General features: G+C 73.4%; 14 protein-coding genes. 13 read left to right on the top strand and 1 reads right to left on the bottom strand.

What is annotated here, in order from left to right; translation table 11 throughout:
* Positions 1-23: 23 nt before the first annotated feature.
* The 10 genes from ACIF8T_RS17235 to gatB all read left to right on the top strand — a co-directional run bounded on the left by ACIF8T_RS17235 (position 24) and on the right by gatB (position 12012).
* Complete coding sequence (locus ACIF8T_RS17235) at positions 24-827, top strand: class I SAM-dependent DNA methyltransferase (protein WP_400035781.1); 804 nt, start codon at positions 24-26, stop codon at positions 825-827.
* Entirely contained in the window at positions 824-1363 is a 540-nt protein-coding gene (locus tag ACIF8T_RS17230; protein ID WP_400035779.1) for a TIGR00730 family Rossman fold protein, read from the top strand. The genes ACIF8T_RS17235 and ACIF8T_RS17230 overlap by 4 nt, the downstream gene beginning before the upstream one ends.
* An 18-nt stretch (positions 1364-1381) precedes the next feature.
* The gene (locus ACIF8T_RS17225; protein WP_400035777.1) at positions 1382-2080 is read left to right on the top strand and encodes an SDR family oxidoreductase; all 699 of its coding nucleotides are present in this window, start codon (positions 1382-1384) and stop codon (positions 2078-2080) included.
* A gap of 29 nt (positions 2081-2109) precedes the next feature.
* Positions 2110-3117: a methionine synthase gene (locus ACIF8T_RS17220; protein ID WP_400035775.1), complete on the top strand. Its 1008-nt coding sequence runs from the start codon at positions 2110-2112 to the stop codon at positions 3115-3117.
* 15 nt (positions 3118-3132) lie between these two features.
* On the top strand, positions 3133-5331 hold the full coding sequence (gene ligA, locus ACIF8T_RS17215; RefSeq protein ID WP_400035773.1) for an NAD-dependent DNA ligase LigA: 2199 nt from the start codon (positions 3133-3135) through the stop codon (positions 5329-5331).
* Positions 5332-5591: 260 nt separating this feature from the next.
* Entirely contained in the window at positions 5592-7886 is a 2295-nt protein-coding gene (locus ACIF8T_RS17210; protein WP_400035771.1) for a putative bifunctional diguanylate cyclase/phosphodiesterase, read from the top strand.
* 567 nt (positions 7887-8453) lie between these two features.
* Entirely contained in the window at positions 8454-8750 is a 297-nt protein-coding gene (gene gatC, locus ACIF8T_RS17205) for an Asp-tRNA(Asn)/Glu-tRNA(Gln) amidotransferase subunit GatC (RefSeq protein ID WP_018531282.1), read from the top strand.
* A 7-nt stretch (positions 8751-8757) separates the two neighbouring features.
* Positions 8758-10251 carry an Asp-tRNA(Asn)/Glu-tRNA(Gln) amidotransferase subunit GatA gene (gene gatA, locus ACIF8T_RS17200; RefSeq protein ID WP_400035769.1) on the top strand — a complete coding sequence of 498 codons (1494 nt, stop codon included), beginning with the start codon at positions 8758-8760 and terminating at the stop codon, positions 10249-10251.
* Positions 10248-10487, top strand: a complete 240-nt coding sequence (locus tag ACIF8T_RS17195) for a hypothetical protein (RefSeq protein ID WP_400035767.1) — start codon at positions 10248-10250, stop codon at positions 10485-10487. The genes gatA and ACIF8T_RS17195 overlap by 4 nt, the downstream gene beginning before the upstream one ends.
* Before the next feature lie 13 nt (positions 10488-10500).
* Entirely contained in the window at positions 10501-12012 is a 1512-nt protein-coding gene (gene gatB, locus ACIF8T_RS17190; protein WP_400035765.1) for an Asp-tRNA(Asn)/Glu-tRNA(Gln) amidotransferase subunit GatB, read from the top strand.
* A gap of 62 nt (positions 12013-12074) precedes the next feature.
* On the opposite strand, the gene ACIF8T_RS17185 is transcribed toward gatB, so the two are convergent.
* Entirely contained in the window at positions 12075-12878 is an 804-nt protein-coding gene (locus ACIF8T_RS17185) for an SAM-dependent methyltransferase (RefSeq protein WP_400035763.1), read from the bottom strand.
* Positions 12879-13066: 188 nt separating this feature from the next.
* On the opposite strand from ACIF8T_RS17185, the gene ACIF8T_RS17180 reads away from it, so the two are divergent.
* The 3 genes from ACIF8T_RS17180 to ACIF8T_RS17170 all read left to right on the top strand — a co-directional run bounded on the left by ACIF8T_RS17180 (position 13067) and on the right by ACIF8T_RS17170 (position 16485).
* The gene (locus tag ACIF8T_RS17180) at positions 13067-13483 is read left to right on the top strand and encodes a hypothetical protein (protein WP_400035761.1); all 417 of its coding nucleotides are present in this window, start codon (positions 13067-13069) and stop codon (positions 13481-13483) included.
* Positions 13484-13685: 202 nt separating this feature from the next.
* Complete coding sequence (locus ACIF8T_RS17175; RefSeq protein ID WP_400035759.1) at positions 13686-15932, top strand: MMPL family transporter; 2247 nt, start codon at positions 13686-13688, stop codon at positions 15930-15932.
* Entirely contained in the window at positions 15910-16485 is a 576-nt protein-coding gene (locus ACIF8T_RS17170; protein ID WP_400035757.1) for a GNAT family N-acetyltransferase, read from the top strand. The genes ACIF8T_RS17175 and ACIF8T_RS17170 overlap by 23 nt, the downstream gene beginning before the upstream one ends.

Genomic DNA, 16485 nt, shown 5'->3' with positions numbered 1-16485 from the left:
ACCCCCGCCCTCAGGAGGTCCTCATGGGACCCGCAGATCCGTCCGTGAACCGCCGGCGCCTCGCCCACCAGGTCCGCTACGCCCTCCGGCACCCGGACCGGGTGCCCGCCCACCTCCGCCGCGCCGCGCGCGACACCTGGCTGCGGCTGCGCCACCGCGACCACATCGCGTACTACCGGGCGGTCATGGCCTCCGACACGGCCCGCGGCGCCGAGGCCGCGGTGGGGCACAACCCGTCGCGGCAGAGCTGGGAGCGGATCGGCCGGATGCAGTTCGACTACCTGGTGCGGCACGGCCTGCGGCCCGGGCACCGGATGCTGGACATCGGCTGCGGCAACCTGCGCGCCGGACGGCTGTTCATCGACCACCTCGACACCGGCCACTACTACGGCATCGACATCTCGCCGCACATCCTGCTCGCCGCCCAGGACACCCTCGTCCGCGAGGGGCTCCAGGCCAAACTGCCCTACCTGTCCCTCGCCGACGACCTCACCTTCGCCTTCCTGCCCGACCGGCACTTCGACGTCGTGCACGCGCACAGCGTCTTCTCGCACTCGCCCCTGCACGTCATCGAGGAGTGCTTCGCGCACGTCGGCCGGATCCTGGCGCCCGGCGGGTTCTTCGACTTCACGTACGACCGCACGGAGGGCGCCGAGCACCAGGTGCTCCACGAGGACTTCTACTACCGGACGCGGACCCTGGCCGACCTGGCCGCGCGGCACGGCCTGTCCGCCCGCTTCATGGACGACTGGGAGGAGCTCCCGCACCGCCAGTCCAAGATGCGGGTGACGGTGACGTCCGAGCCGGCCCGTACGGTGGGGGGATGAACATCTGCGTCTTCCTCTCCGCCGCCGACCTCGACGAGCGCTACACCCGCCCCGCGCGGGAGTTCGCCGAACTGCTGGGCAAGGGCGGCCACACCCTCGTGTGGGGCGGCTCGGACGTCGGGCTGATGAAGGTGGTCGCCGACGGCGTGCAGGAGGCGGGCGGCCGGCTGGTGGGCGTCTCCGTCGCGTTCCTGGCCGCCAAGGCGCGCGAGGGCGTCGACGAGATGGTGATCGCCCGGGACCTCGCCGAACGCAAGAGGCTCCTGCTGGAGAAGGCCGACGCCGTGGTCGTCATGGTGGGCGGCACCGGCACCCTCGACGAGGCCACCGAGATCCTGGAGCTCAAGAAGCACGGCCACACCGACAAGCCGGTGGTCCTGCTCAACACCGCCGGCTTCTACGACGGCCTCGAGCAGCAGTTCCGCCGCATGGAGGACGAGGGCTTCCTGCCCCGGCCGCTGACCGAGCTGGTGTTCTTCGCGGAGGAGCCGGCGAGGGCGCTCGCCTACCTGGAGGAGAGCCAGGGGACCGAGTGACCCCGGGATGATGCGAGCATGGCGGGCATGGCTACACATGTGATCACCGGAGCGGGCTCCGGCATCGGCGCGGCCGTGGCCCGCCGGCTGCACGCGCGCGGGGACGACCTCGTGCTGCACGCGCGCGACGCCGCCCGCGCCAAGGAACTGGCGGCCGCCTTCCCCGGCGCCCGCACCCTGGTCGGCGACCTGGCGGACCCCGACCGGCTCAGCTGGGCCTTCTCCCACCAGACCCTCCCCGAGCAGGTCGACTCGCTGCTGCACATCGCCGGCGTGGTCGACCTCGGCCCGGTCGGCGACCTGACCCCGAAGACCTGGCGCCACCAGCTCAACGTCAACCTGATCGCGCCCGCCGAGCTGACCCGCCACTTCCTGCCCCAACTGCGCGCCGCCCGCGGCCAGGTGCTGTTCGTGAACTCGGGCGCGGGCCTCAACGCGCACGCCGAGTGGTCCGCGTACGCCGCCTCCAAGCACGGCCTGAAGGCCCTCGCCGACTCCCTGCGCCACGAGGAGCACGCCAACGGCGTCCGCGTCACCTCCGTCTACCCGGGCCGCACCGCGAGCCCCATGCAGGCCAAGGTGCACCAGCAGGAGGGCAAGGAGTACGACCCGGCGCGCTGGATCGACCCCGAGTCGGTGGCCACCACGATCCTGATGGCCCTGGACCTGCCCCGGGACGCGGAGGTCAACGACCTCACGGTGCGGCCGGGGCGCTGACCTCCCGCGCGGTTCCGTAGGCTGCTCCGGTGAGCGAAAACAGCCAGTTCAGTTTCGGTGCCGCCACCGGCGTCGGCTCCCTGCCGGGCGGCGACGCCCGCGAGGCCGCCAAGACCGTCACCGGGACGTTCGAGGACTTCCCGTTCCTGCCCGAGCTGCCCGCCCGCGGGCCCGGCGCGGACATGATCGGGCGGACCGCCGGGATGCTCGTCGAGCTCTACGCGCGCGTGGAGCCCAGCGGGTGGCGGCTCGGGGACCGGCCGGGGCGGGACACCAGACGGGCCCGCGCCTGGCTCGGCGAGGACCTCGACGCGATCGAGGAGTTCCTCCAGGGGTACGAGGGGCCGCTGAAGGTGCAGGCGGTCGGCCCGTGGACGCTCGCCGCGAACCTGGAGCTGCGCAACGGCGAGGCGGCCCTCTCCGACGCCGGCGCCTGCCGCGACCTCGCCGCCTCGCTCGCCGAGGGGCTGCGCCTGCACCTGGCGGAGGTCGCCCGGCGGGTGCCCGGCGCCCGGCTCGTCCTCCAGCTCGACGAGCCGTCCCTCACCGCCGTCCTGCGCGGCCACGTCAGGACCGCCAGCGGCTACCGCACCCACCGGGCCGTGGACCGGCAGGTCGTCGAGGCCGCCCTGCGGGACGTCCTGGGCGTGCACGCCGGCGGCCCGGCCGTGGTGCACTCCTGCGCGCCGGACGTGCCCTTCGCCCTGCTGCGCCGGGCCGGCGCGGCCGGGATCTCCTTCGACCTCTCCCTCCTCACCGAGCGTGACGACGAGGCGATCGGCGAGGCGGTGGAGGGCGGCACCCGGCTGTTCGCCGGCGTCGTGCCGGGCACGGACGGCCCGTTGTCGGACCCTGCCGGTAGCGTCATGGGTGTCAGGACGCTGTGGCGCAGGCTGGGGCTGTCACCGGGGCTTCTCGCGGAGGCGGTCACGGTCACCCCGGCGTGCGGGCTCGCGGGGGCGTCCCCGGAGTACGCGCGCCGGGCGCTCGCCCACTGCGTCCGGGCGGCGAGATCCCTTGCGGACAACCCAGAGTAACGGGAGGACAACACGGTGGCCGGCGACAAGCAAGCGGAGACCACGAACGTGCCCGCCGAGGCGCGGGAGAAGCACGTGCAGCTCGCTGAGCAGATCGAGGAGCACCGCTTCCGGTACTACGTGAAGGACGCTCCCGTCATCAGCGACGCCGAGTTCGACCGGCTGCTGCGGACCCTGGAGGAGCTGGAGGAGGAGTTCCCCGAGCTGCGCACACCGGACTCGCCGACGCAGAAGGTCGCCGGGTCCTACGAGACGGAGTTCACCGCCGTCGAGCACCGCTCGCGCATGCTCTCCCTGGACAACACCTTCAACGACGACGAGCTCGCCGCCTGGGCCGACCGCATCGCCCGCGAACTGGGCGACCAGGCCTACCACTTCCTGTGCGAGCTGAAGGTCGACGGCCTCGCCGTGAACCTCACCTACGAGCGGGGCCGCCTGGTCCGCGCCGCCACCCGCGGCGACGGCCGCACGGGCGAGGACATCACCCCCAACGTCCGCACCATCGCGGAGATCCCGGACCGCCTCAAGGGCGACCGCGTCCCCGACCTCGTCGAGATCCGCGGCGAGGTGTACTTCCCGATGGAGAAGTTCGAGGAGCTGAACGCCCGTCTGGTCGCGGCCGGCGACAAGCCGTTCGCCAACCCGCGCAACGCGGCGGCCGGTTCGCTGCGCCAGAAGGACCCGCGGGTCACCGCCACCCGGCCGCTGCACATGGTGGTGCACGGCATCGGCGCCCTGGAGGGCTACGCGGGCATGACCCGCCTGTCCCAGGCGTACGGACTGCTGGCCGAATGGGGCCTGCCCACCTCCCCGCACAACCGGGTGGTCGACGGCCTCGACGGGGTCCGCGCGTTCATCGCGCACTACGGCGAGCACCGGCACTCCGTGGCCCACGAGATCGACGGCGTGGTCGTCAAGCTCGACGAGATCCGCCTCCAGGGGCGCCTCGGCTCCACCGCACGCGCGCCGCGCTGGGCGATCGCCTACAAGTACGCGCCGGAGGAGGTCAACACCAAGCTCATCGACATCAAGGTGGCCGTCGGCCGCACCGGCCGCGTCACCCCCTACGCCCAGGTCGAACCGGTCACGGTGGCCGGCTCCGAGGTGGAGTTCGCCACCCTGCACAACCAGGAGGTCGTCAAGGCCAAGGGCGTGCTCATCGGGGACACCGTGGTGCTGCGCAAGGCCGGTGACGTCATCCCGGAGATCCTCGGGCCGGTCATCGACCTGCGCGACGAGGACGCGGTGCGCCCCTTCGTGATGCCCTCGGAGTGCCCCGAGTGCGGGACCCCGCTGCGCCCCATGAAGGAGGGCGACATCGACCTGCGCTGCCCCAACGCCCGCACCTGCCCGGCGCAGTTGCGCGGCCGCGTCTCCTACCTCGCGGGCCGGGAGTGCCTGGACATCGAGCACTTCGGCGACGTCGCCGCGGCCGCGCTGACCCGGCCGCTGGAGCCCGCCGACCCGCCGCTGGTGGACGAGGGCGACCTGTTCGACCTGACCGTCGAGAAGCTGCTGCCCATCAAGGCGTACGTCCTCGACCCGGACAGCGGGCTGCCCAAGCGCGACCCCAAGACCGGTGAGGAGAAGGTCGCCACGGTCTTCGCCAACCGGGAGGGCGAGCCGAAGAAGAACGCGCTGGCCCTGCTGCGCAACATCGAGGCCGCCAAGGACCGCCCGCTCGCCCGCTTCCTCAACGGGCTCTCCATCCGCCACGTCGGCCCGGTCGCCGCCGAGGCGCTCGCCCGCGAGTTCCGCTCCATCGACCGCATCGAACAGGCCGAGGAGAAGGAGCTCGCCGCCACCGCCGGCGTCGGGCCCATCATCGCCGCGTCCCTCAAGGAGTGGTTCGCCGAGGAGTGGCACCGCGAGATCATCCGCAAGTGGAAGGCCGCCGGCGTACGCCTGGAGGACGAGGCGTCCGGGGAGGACGAGGGACCGCGCCCGCTGGAAGGGCTCACTGTCGTCGTCACCGGCACGCTGGAGCGCTTCACCCGGGACGGCGCCAAGGAAGCGCTGCAGAGCCGGGGCGCGAAAGTCACCGGTTCGGTCTCGAAGAAGACCTCGTTCGTCGTCGTGGGTGACAACCCCGGCTCCAAGTACGACAAGGCGATGCAGCTGAAGGTGCCGGTCCTGAACGAGGAAGGCTTCGAAGTCCTGCTGGAACAGGGCCCGGAGGCCGCGGCCGAAGTCGCCCTTTCGGCCGAGGAATAGCGGTTGAAGGCCACCCGATCGGCGCATACCAGATGCATACGGGTGGCCGGGGCGCATTCGGGCAACCGTCGGCGACCGCTGCCCGTGGAAGCCGTCCGCGGCCTACTGTTGAGATGTGCGCCTGCCGTGCCCAGCTGCGGTCGGGGCATTCCTCTGCTCCCGTGGAGCGGTAGGAAGGGTTTTCCAACGCGGAGCCGTTGATGGTTGTCGGGCACCGGGCCGCGTGGCGTGGGCACCGCCGGCTGTGAGAGGGACGGGTAATGGAACCGACCGAGAGCGCCGCTCCGGACCCACGGCTGCGCCTGCGCCGCATGGCGGTGGCATGGCGCGCGGTCCGTGGGGCCGGGCGGCCCCCGGGGCGTCCGGGCGCGGAGGGGCGCGCCGCCGGACGGCGCCCCGGGGACGGACGCGCCGCGGGACAGCGCGCCGTCCCGGACGGCCGCGCCGCCGGACAGTCCCGGCCGGCCGACCACGCCGGCGGTCTGCCCGGCGCGGACAGCGAACGGCACCTGTCCTGGCCCGCGTTGCCCGCGGCGGTCGTCGCGGCGGCCGGGTTCGTCCTGGGCGCCGGGTTCTACCGGGCGTTCACCGGCGGCCACGCGCTCTTCCCCGCCGGCACCGCCGGCTGGTCGCTGGCCGTGCTGACCGGCATCATCGTCGGCCACCTCGTCATGCTGGGCCGCGCCCGCTGGTGGGGCGGCACCGGCTCGGGCGCCGCCCTCACCCTCGCCGTGCTGCTGATGTACGGCTGGGTGCCGGCCGGCCTGGTCAGCCTCACCGTCGTCGTCCTGGTCGGCATAGCCCGGCGGGGCCGCTGGCGGCAGGGCGTGCTGCACGGGGCGGTCGACCTCCTCGGCATCGGCGCCGGCGCCCTGGTGCTGGGCGTCTTCGGCTCCGTCCCGTCCGTCGAGCGCCCCTCCGACCCGGAGACCTGGACGGCGTACACCGCGGCCGAGGTGCTGCTGGTCGCCGTCGCCTACCTCGCGGTCAGCCGCGTCCTGCTGTGGCACCTGCAGGCCCCGCGCGCCGGGCTGCCCACCGTCGCCCGCACCGCCCTGGTCCGGCAAGGGCTGGTCGCGGTCGCGCTGCTCGGCATCGCGCCGCTGATCTGCGTGGTCGCCTTCGCCCAGCCCGTCCTGCTGCCGCTGTTCGCCATCCCGCTGATCGCGCTCGACTCCACCCTGTGGATAGCCCGGGCCCGGGCGGAGGAGCAGCTGCGCGACCCGCTGACCGGGCTTCCCAACCGCCAGTGGCTGCTGGAGCGCATCTGGACCGCGCTGGACGACGCCGAGCGCATCGACGCCCGCGCCGCGCTGATGCTGATCGACCTCGACCGGTTCCGGTCGGTCAACGACACCCTCGGCCACCTCGCCGGTGACCGGCTGCTGCTCCAGATCGCCGACCGGCTGCGGCTGGCGCTGCCGCGCGGCGCGGAGGTCGCCCGGCTCGGCGGCGACGAGTTCGCCGTCTTACTGCCGGTCGCCGACTCCACCACCTCGGCGACCCGCATCGCCCGCGGCCTGGTCGCCGCGCTCAGCTCCCCGCTCGACCTCGACGGGCTCACCCTCGTGCTGGAGGCCAGCGCCGGCGTCGCCGTCTTCCCGGACCACGCACTGGACGCCGAAGGGCTGCTGCGCCGGGCGGACGTGGCGATGTACCAGGCGAAGCGGGACCGCACGGGCGTCGAGGTCTACGAGTCCAAGCGCGACTCCAACACCCCGGACCGGCTCGGACTGCTCGGCGATCTGCGCCGGGCCCTGGACGCGCACGAGGTCCAGCTGCACTACCAGCCCAAGGTCCGCTTCGACGGGCAGGTCGCCGGCCTGGAGGCCCTGGTCCGCTGGGTGCACCCCGAGCGGGGGAAGGTGCCGCCGGACGAGTTCATAGCCATCGCCGAGTCCTCGGGGCTGATGCCCCACCTCACCGAGTACGTGCTGGAGACGGCCCTCGCGCAGGTCGCCGAGTGGCGGACGCAGGGGCTGTTCGTACCGGTCGCCGTCAACGTCTCCCCGCGCGACGTGCACACCCCCGGCTTCGCCGGCTCCGTTGCCGCCCGGCTGGCCCGCCACGGCGTCCCGGCCGGCTCGCTCCAGCTGGAGATCACCGAGCACGTCCTCCTGGAGGACCCGCAGCGCGCCGCCGACACGCTCAACGCGCTCACCGGCCACGGCGTGAAGATGTCCCTGGACGACTTCGGCACCGGCTACTCGTCGCTGGTGCACCTGCGGCGGCTCCCGGTGAGCGAGCTGAAGATCGACCGTTCCTTCGTGGCCCGGCTGGCCGTCGACACCGAGGACGCCGAGATCGTGCGCTGCACCGTCGACCTCGCCCACTCCCTCGGCCTGCTCGTCGTCGCCGAGGGCGTCGAGGACGACGAGACCTGGGAACGCCTGCGCGACCTCGGCTGCGACGCCGTCCAGGGCTGGCTGGTCGCGGCCGCGATGCCCGCCGACGAGACCACGGCATGGCTGCGCGCCCGCGGCTCGCGGGGCTGGCAGCGCCCGGCCGCCGCCCTGCCCGCGGCGACGGTGGACGACCCGGGGCGGGTCGGCTAGCCACCCGCCGCGCCCCCACCCGGTCCCGGCCGGGACGCCCGGCCCGCTGCCCGTCCGGCGACCGCCGGCGCTCGGGCCGTAAGGCCCGGCCGGCAGGCATGCCCGGTCTGGGAAGCTCGGCCAGCAGGCACGCGCGGTCAGGGAGGCCCGGGAAGCCCGGTCAGCAGGCACGCCCGGTTCGGGAGGCCAGGCCGGCAGGCATGCCCGGTCCGGGAGGCCTGTTGGTAGGCATGCTCGGCCCGGGAGGCCCGGGAGGCCCGGGAGGCCCGGGAGGCCCGGGAGGCCCGGGAGGCCAGGCTGGCAGGCACGCCCGGTCAGGGAGACCCGGTCGGCAGGCACCCGCCACCCCTCTCAGGCGTCCGCCGCCCCCGCCGTGAAGTGGCCGGTCTGCTGTTCGCCGTCTGATCACGGGCCCGCGGCCGTCCGGGCGCCGGCCGCGGGATCCGTCCGGCCGCCGCCCGGGGAAACCGTCCGGCCGGCGGCCGGACGAACCGTTTCACGGGCACGGGCCCCCGCCCCCTAGGATTGGCGGCAAACACACACACACTCACCCCAGAGGATCGCTGCATGCCTGGCATCACGCGCGAGGAGGTCGCCCACCTCGCCCGGCTGGCGCGTCTGGAGCTGAAGCCCGAAGAGCTTGACCACTTCGCCGGCCAGCTGGACGACATCATCGGCGCGGTGGCCCGCGTCAGCGAGGTCGCCGACCAAGACGTACCGCCGACCTCCCACCCGCTGCCGCTGACGAACGTCATGCGCGCGGACGAGGTCCGTCCGTCGCTCACCCCCGAGCAGGCGCTCTCCGGCGCCCCGGCCCAGGAGCAGCAGCGTTTCAAGGTGCCGCAGATCCTGGGGGAGGACTAAGACCACCATGACGGACATCATCAAGCTCACCGCGGCCGAGACCGCCGCGAAGATCGCCTCCGGCGAGCTGACCGCGGTCGAGGTCACCGAGGCCCACCTGGCCCGGATCGAGGCCGTCGACGAGAAGGTGCACGCCTTCCTGTACGTGGACCGCGAGGGCGCGCTCGCGCAGGCCCGCGCCGTCGACGAGAAGCGGGAGCGCGGCGAGAAGCTGGGCCCGCTGGCCGGCGTCCCGCTCGCCCTGAAGGACATCTTCACCACCGAGGGCGTGCCCACGACCGTCGGTTCGAAGATCCTGGAGGGCTGGATCCCGCCGTACGACGCGACCCTCACCAAGAGGCTGAAGGCCGCCGACGTCGTCATCCTCGGCAAGACCAACATGGACGAGTTCGCCATGGGGTCCTCGACCGAGAACAGCGCGTACGGCCCGACCGGCAACCCGTGGGACCTCACCCGGATCCCCGGCGGCTCCGGCGGCGGTTCCTCCGCGGCGCTCGCCTCCTACCAGGCCCCGCTCGCCATCGGCACCGACACCGGCGGCTCCATCCGCCAGCCCGCCGCCGTCACCGGCACGGTCGGCGTCAAGCCGACGTACGGCGCGGTGTCGCGCTACGGCATGGTCGCCTTCTCCTCCTCCCTCGACCAGGGCGGCCCCTGCGCCCGCACGGTCCTGGACGCGGCCCTGCTGCACGAGGTCATCGCCGGGCACGACCCGCTGGACTCCACCTCCATCGACGCCCCGGTCCCGCCGGTCGTCGAGGCCGCCCGCAACGGCTCGGTGGAGGGCATGCGCGTCGGCGTCGTCAAGCAGTTCCGCGGCGAGGGCTACCAGGCCGGCGTCATCCAGCGGTTCGACGAGTCCGTCGCGCTGCTGAAGGAGCTGGGCGCCGAGATCGTCGAACTGGACTGCCCGTCCTTCGACCTGGCGCTGTCGGCGTACTACCTGATCGCCCCGTCCGAGTGCTCCTCCAACCTCGCCCGCTTCGACGGCCTGCGCTACGGCCTGCGCACCGGCGACGACGGCACGCACTCCGCGGAGGAGGTCACCTCCCTGACCCGCGAGGCCGGCTTCGGCCCCGAGGTCAAGCGCCGCATCATGCTCGGCACGTACGCGCTCAGCTCCGGCTACTACGACGCGTACTACGGCAGCGCCCAGAAGGTCCGCACGCTGATCAAACAGGACTTCGACAAGGCGTTCGAGCAGGTGGACGTGATCGTCTCCCCGACGACCCCGACCACCGCCTTCCCGATCGGCGAGCGCGCCGACGACCCGATGGCGATGTACCTCGCCGACCTGTGCACCATCCCGACCAACCTGGCGGGCAACGCGGCCATGTCGCTGCCGTGCGGCCTCGCGCCGGAGGACAACCTCCCGGTCGGTCTGCAGATCATCGCCCCGGTCATGAAGGACGACCGCCTGTACAAGGTGGGCGCCGCCGTCGAGGCGGCCTTCGTGGAAAAGTGGGGCCACCCGCTGCTCGAGGAGGCTCCGTCGCTGTGAGCGCACTGTCCAAGGCCAAGGGCTTCAAGAAGTCCAAGTCCGGTCTGTACGTGTCGATGGCCACCTCGGCCTTCGGCGTGATCGGTGTCGTCAAGCAGATCAAGAAGGCCCGCACCGACAACGACACGCTGCGGCTGCTCGACGCCGTGGTGACCGGTGCCGCTGTCGTCACCAACCTCGCCATCATGTACCGCGAGCTGAAGCGTCTCGGCGACGACGACGTCCTGCTGGGCTGAGAGGGAACTTCCAGTGACCACCACGACCGACCTGGTGTCGTACGAGGACGCGCTCGCGTCCTACGACCCCGTCATGGGCCTCGAGGTCCATGTCGAACTCGGCACCAAGACCAAGATGTTCTGCGGCTGTTCGACGGCGCTGGGCGCCGAGCCGAACACCCAGACCTGCCCCGTCTGCCTCGGCCTGCCCGGCGCGCTCCCGGTCGTCAACGCGACCGGCGTCGAGTCCGCCATCAAGATCGGTCTCGCGCTGAACTGCGAGATCGCCGAGTGGTGCCGCTTCGCCCGGAAGAACTACTTCTATCCGGACATGCCGAAGAACTTCCAGACCTCCCAGTACGACGAGCCGATCGCCTTCGACGGCTGGCTCGACGTGCAGCTGGAGGACGGCGAGACCTTCCGCGTGGAGATCGAGCGCGCCCACATGGAGGAGGACACCGGCAAGTCGACCCACGTCGGCGGCGCCACCGGCCGTATCCACGGCGCGTCCCACTCCCTGCTGGACTACAACCGCGCCGGCATCCCGCTCATCGAGATCGTCACCAAGCCGATCGAGGGCGCCGGCGAGCGCGCCCCCGAGGTCGCCCGGGCGTACGTCCGTGAGCTGCGCGAGCTCATCCGGGCGCTCGGCGTGTCCGAGGCCCGCATGGAGATGGGCCAGATGCGCTGCGACGTGAACCTGTCGCTGCGCCCGAACGGCACCGAGAAGTTCGGCACCCGCTCGGAGACGAAGAACGTCAACTCGCTGCGGTCCGTGGAGCGCGCGGCCCGGTACGAGATCCAGCGGCACGCGGCCGTGCTCTCCTCGGGCGGCACCATCGTCCAGGAGACCCGCCACTTCCACGAGGACACCGGGTCGACGACCTCGGGCCGCGTGAAGGAGGAGGCCGAGGACTACCGGTACTTCCCGGAGCCCGACCTCGTCCCGGTCGCCCCCTCGCGCGAGTGGGTCGAGGAGCTGCGGGCCACGCTGCCCGAGCTGCCGCTGGTGCGCCGCAACCGGCTCCGCGAGGAGTGGGGCGTCTCCGGCACCGACATGCAGGCGATCCTCAACGCTGGCGCGCTGGACCTGATCGTCGCCACGATCGACGCCGGTGCCGACGCGGCCGCCGCCCGCAAGTGGTGGATGGGCGAACTGGCGCGCAGCGCCAACGAGTCGGGCAAGGCGCTGGACGAGCTGGCGATCACGCCGCAGCAGGTGGCCCGGGTCACCGAGCTGGTGGCGAAGGGCGACCTGAACGACAAGCTGGCCCGCCAGGTCATCGAGGGCGTCCTCGCGGGCGAGGGCACCCCGGACGAGGTCGTCGAGAAGCGCGGCCTGAAGGTCGTCTCCGACGAGGGCGCGCTGACCGCCGCCGTCGACGAGGCCATCGCCGGCAACCCGGCCGTCGCGGACAAGATCCGCGGCGGCAAGGTGGCCGCGGCCGGCGCCCTGGTCGGCGCGGTCATGAAGGCCACCCGCGGCCAGGCCGACGCGGCCCGCGTGAAGGAACTGATCCTTCAGAAGCTGGGCGTCGAGGGCTGACCCCCGCACCCGCCGCAGGGGGACGCGCCGCAGGCCGGTGCGTCCCCCTGCGGCGTGCCGGGTCAGAGGCGGCGCCCCACGACCCGGGCGAAGCCCAGCGTGCGGCCCCGGTCGGCCCGCAGCATCCCGGCGCACCGGCCGGCCGCCTCGACGTGCCACCGGTCCGTGCTGTGCTCGGCCACGACCTCGCACCACAGCAGCCACTCGCGCCAGCCGTCGGTCAGCCAGTCGGCCGTCTCGACCTCCACGGCCCCGCTGCGCGTCCAGTGGCGCCGCCACCAGCCGGCGGTGTGGAAGCACCAGTAGCCGGGCTCCCAGAACGGCTTCAGGTGCTCCGGCGGCTCCACGCCGTCGATCTCCTCCCGCAGCGCCGGTACGACGATCCCGATCCGCCCGCCCGGCTTCAGCAGCCGGGTCAGCGTGGGCAGGTACAGGTCGTCGGTGCCGAAGTACTGGTAGGCGTCGATGGAGACGACCGTGTCGAAGCTGCCCTCGCCGAAGGGCAGGTCGTGCGCCTCGGCGGACACGGGCAGCACCCGGTCCGCGACACCCGCCTCGGCGAGGCGCGCGGCGTTGTCGTCCGGCCCGATCCACAGGTCGGCGGCGGTGACCTGGGCGCCGTACTCCCGCGCGAGGAAGACGGAGGTCATGGCGCGGCCGCAGCCCAGGTCGAGCACGCGCGCCCCGGGGGGCGCGGTGTCGAGGCCGAGGGCGGGGGCCAGCCACTCCAGCAGCCACAGCGCGTGCGGGCCCATCTGGTTGTCGACGGTCCAGCGGACGTCGTAGGCGGCGCTGCGCGGGTAGCGGGCGAGGGTCAGGCGGCTAGCGAGGTCATCGGACGGGGTCCTCGGGGTGATGCCGGACATCGGTGAACGGGCTCCTCGGGTTCTGGGGGGAGAACGGGATCGCGTCGGAGCTCGGTCGGACCGTCAAACAACACACCTGCTTCGGCCGGGCGGCGGTGGGCCGCGGGGGGCTGACCCGCGGGAAGCTAGCAGCCGCGGCCCGACCCCGCACCCCGGTTTCCCCGCCCCGGGCGCTACGCTCCCGCGCCATGAGGGGACGCGCCGATTCCGAGATGTCCGGACCGCTGGAGGAGCGGCACCGGGAGCAGCCCGACGACGGCCACGACGACATCCCCCACGGCGAGGACGACGTCCCCCACGGCGAGGACGACGTCCCCCACGGCGAGGACGACGTCCCCCATGGCGAGGACGGCGGGGCGCACGACGCGCGGCGGGCGCGCTGGACGGCGGCCGTCACCGGGGCGGTCCTCGCCGTCGCCGGCCTCGCCGCGGCACTGCTCCGCCTCACCGGCTCCGCGCCGGCCCTCGTCCCGGCCGCCTACGCCCTCGGCGCCGCCGGATGCGCCGGCGCGACGCTCCTCGGTTCGCGGGGACACACCCGCCGGGCGCTGTGGCTGATGGTCGGCGGGGTGATGGTGATGGCACTGGGGGACCAGTTCGACTGAGCGGAGCGGGGCGGTGACCCGGTGAGCAGGGCGCCTGTGAATTCCCTCCCCATCCTGTGAAAAAGCCCACGAACACGGCCGAACCGTCACCGTCGCCTGCAAGAGTGGCCGGACATCGCTCATGCGTTCTTTGCGGGCTGTTCTCTTCATGAACGACTGTTCCCGGCCAAAGATCCACGAAAGCAACTCTGGGAGCTCGTCCGTGGCAGCTCTTGCACGCTGGTGCGTCCAGCACCGCCTGGTCGCCGTCCTGCTGTGGCTCGCCGCCTTCGGCGGGGCCGCGGCCGCCGCCGCCGTCGCCGGGGCCGCGTACTCGAACGACTACGACGTGCCCGGCACCGAGTCCGGCCGGGCCGCCCGGCTGCTGCACGACGGCTTCCCCGGCCTGGGCGGCGACAGCGTCACCGTCGTGTGGCACACCCCGTCCGGCACGGTCCGCGCCGCCGACGTCGAACAGGACATGGGCCGCGCCCTGGACCGGGTGCGGGACCTGCCCGGCGTGGCCGCCGTGACCGGCCCCCACGGCCACCGGGGCGCCGGCCGGATCAGCGAGGACGGCCGGACCGCGTACGCCACGGTCACCTTCGCCGAGCGGGCCGGGGACGTCTCCGAGCGCGAGGCCGCCGCCGTCGTCGGCGCCGCCCGGGCCGCCGCGGGCGACGGCCTGCGGGTCGAGGTGGGCGGCGCCGCCGTCGCGGGCAGCCCCACCTCCGGCGGGCACCTCGCCGAGGCCGTCGGCGTGGCCGCCGCCGCGGTCGTGCTCTTCCTGGCCTTCGGCTCCCTGGCGGCCTCGCTGCTGCCCATCGCCACCGCGCTGGTCGGCGTCGGCACCGCCTACGCCGGGATCGTGCTGCTCGGCCACGCCATGACCGTGGCCGACTTCGCGCCCATGCTCGGCATGCTCATCGGGCTGGGCGTGGGCATCGACTACGCGCTGTTCATCGTCACCCGGCACCGGCGCGGACTCAAACGCGGCCTGCCGGTCGCCGAGGCCGCCACCCACGCCGTGGCGACCACCGGACGCGCGGTGGTGTTCGCGGGCGCCACCGTGTGCATCGCCCTGCTGGGCATGCTGATCCTGCGGCTGGGCTTCCTCGACGGCGTGGCCGTCGCCGCCTGCCTGACCGTGGTCCTGACGGTCGCGGCCTCCGTCACCCTGCTGCCCGCCCTGCTCTCCCTCATCGGCATGCGCGCCCTGAACCGGCGCGAGCGGCGGCGGCTCGCGCGGCACGGGCCCGAGCCCGAGCTCCCGACCGGGTTCGCCGCCCGCTGGTCGGCGTTCGTGGAGCGCCGCCCCAAGGCGCTCGGCGCGCTCGCCCTGGCCGTCATGACCGTCCTCGCGCTGCCCGCCTTCTCCCTGCACCTGGGCACCTCCGACCAGGGCAACGACCCCGGGACGTCCACCACCCGCCGGGCCTACGACCTCCTCGCCGACGGCTTCGGCCCCGGGGTCAACGGCCCCCTCACCCTCGTCACGAAGGTGCACGGCGCCGAGGACCGGCTCGCCCTCGACAACCTCGACAGCGCGCTGCGCGCCACCGGCGACGTCGCGTCGGTGACACCGGCGACGTACGGCTCGGGCGGCCGCACCGCGTACCTCACCGTCGTACCGGAGTCCGCCCCGCAGTCCGAGCGGACCAGCGAGCTCGTCGACCGGCTGCGCGCCGAGGTGCTGCCGCGCGCCGAGGCCGGCACCTCGCTCGACGTGCAGGTCGGCGGCGTGACGGCCGGCTACGACGACTTCGCCGCCGTCATCGTGGACAAGCTGCCCGTCTTCGTCGGCGTCGTCATCGGCCTGGGCTGCCTGCTGCTCCTGCTCGCCTTCCGGTCCGTCGGCATCCCGCTGAAGGCCGCCGCGATGAACGTCGCCGCCGTGGCCGCCGCCTTCGGCGTCGTCGTCGCGGTCTTCCAGTGGGGCTGGGGCAGCGAACCGCTCGGCCTGGGCAGCGCCGGGCCGATCGAGCCCTTCCTGCCCGTGATCATGGTGTCGGTCCTGTTCGGCCTGTCCATGGACTACCAGGTGTTCCTGGTCAGCCGGATGTACGAGGAGTGGCTGGAGACCGGCGACAACCGGCGCGCGGTGCGGGTCGGCCTCGCCGAGACCAGCCGCGTGATCAACTCCGCGGCCGTCATCATGATCGCGGTCTTCCTCGCCTTCGTCCTCAGCGGGGACCGCGTGATCGCCATGTTCGGCATCGCGCTGGCCTCCGCCGTCGCCCTGGACGCCTTCGTCCTGCGCACCCTCCTCGTGCCCGCCCTGATGCACCTGCTCGGCGGCGCCAACTGGTGGCTGCCCCGCTGGCTCGACCGGCGCCTGCCGCGCATCAGCATCGAACCGCCCGAGGCCCGGACCGCCCATGAGAGGCTGGCCGCCGCGGCGGACGCCGAGGTGGCGGACGTCCTGGCGGAAGAGGAGCGCACGCGCGATGTACGCGATACCCCTGGGTGACGACGGCGCCGAACTGCGGCCCCTGGAGCCCTGGCGGGCCGAGGAGTTCCTGGCGCACCTGGAGCGGGGCCGGGAGTTCATCAACCAGTACGTGCCGTTCGGCTCCCGGGCCACGGACGTGGCCGGCGCGCGGGAGGTCCTCCAGCGGTACGCCGACATGCGCGCGGCCGACACCGGCTCCCTGCACGGCCTGTGGCTGGAGGGCACACTGGTGGGAGGAGTGCTGTTCCTCAACTTCGACGCGGCGCAGCGCACCTGCGAGGTCGGCTGCTGGCTGGAGCCCGCCGCCACCGGGCGCGGCCTGGTCACACGGGCCATGCGGGTGCTCCTGGACTGGGCGGTCGAGGGACGCGGCATCCACCGCGTCGAATGGGTCGCCGCCTCCGGCAACCGGCCCAGCCTCGACGTGGCCCGGCGGCTCGGCATGACCCGGGACGGGGTGCGGCGCGAGGCCCATCTCCACCACGGCGTGCGGCACGACCTCGAGGTGTGGTCGGTCCTCGCGCCGGAGTGGCGGGCGGCCCGCGCGCGTGCCGCTCACAACGACCGTTAA

The organism is Streptomyces sp. NPDC085946 (assembly GCF_044540485.1).
Classification (GTDB): Bacteria; Actinomycetota; Actinomycetes; order Streptomycetales; family Streptomycetaceae; genus Streptomyces.
The sequence above is the reverse complement of the archived record's forward strand: the minus strand, read 5'-3'. Positions and strand labels throughout refer to the sequence as shown.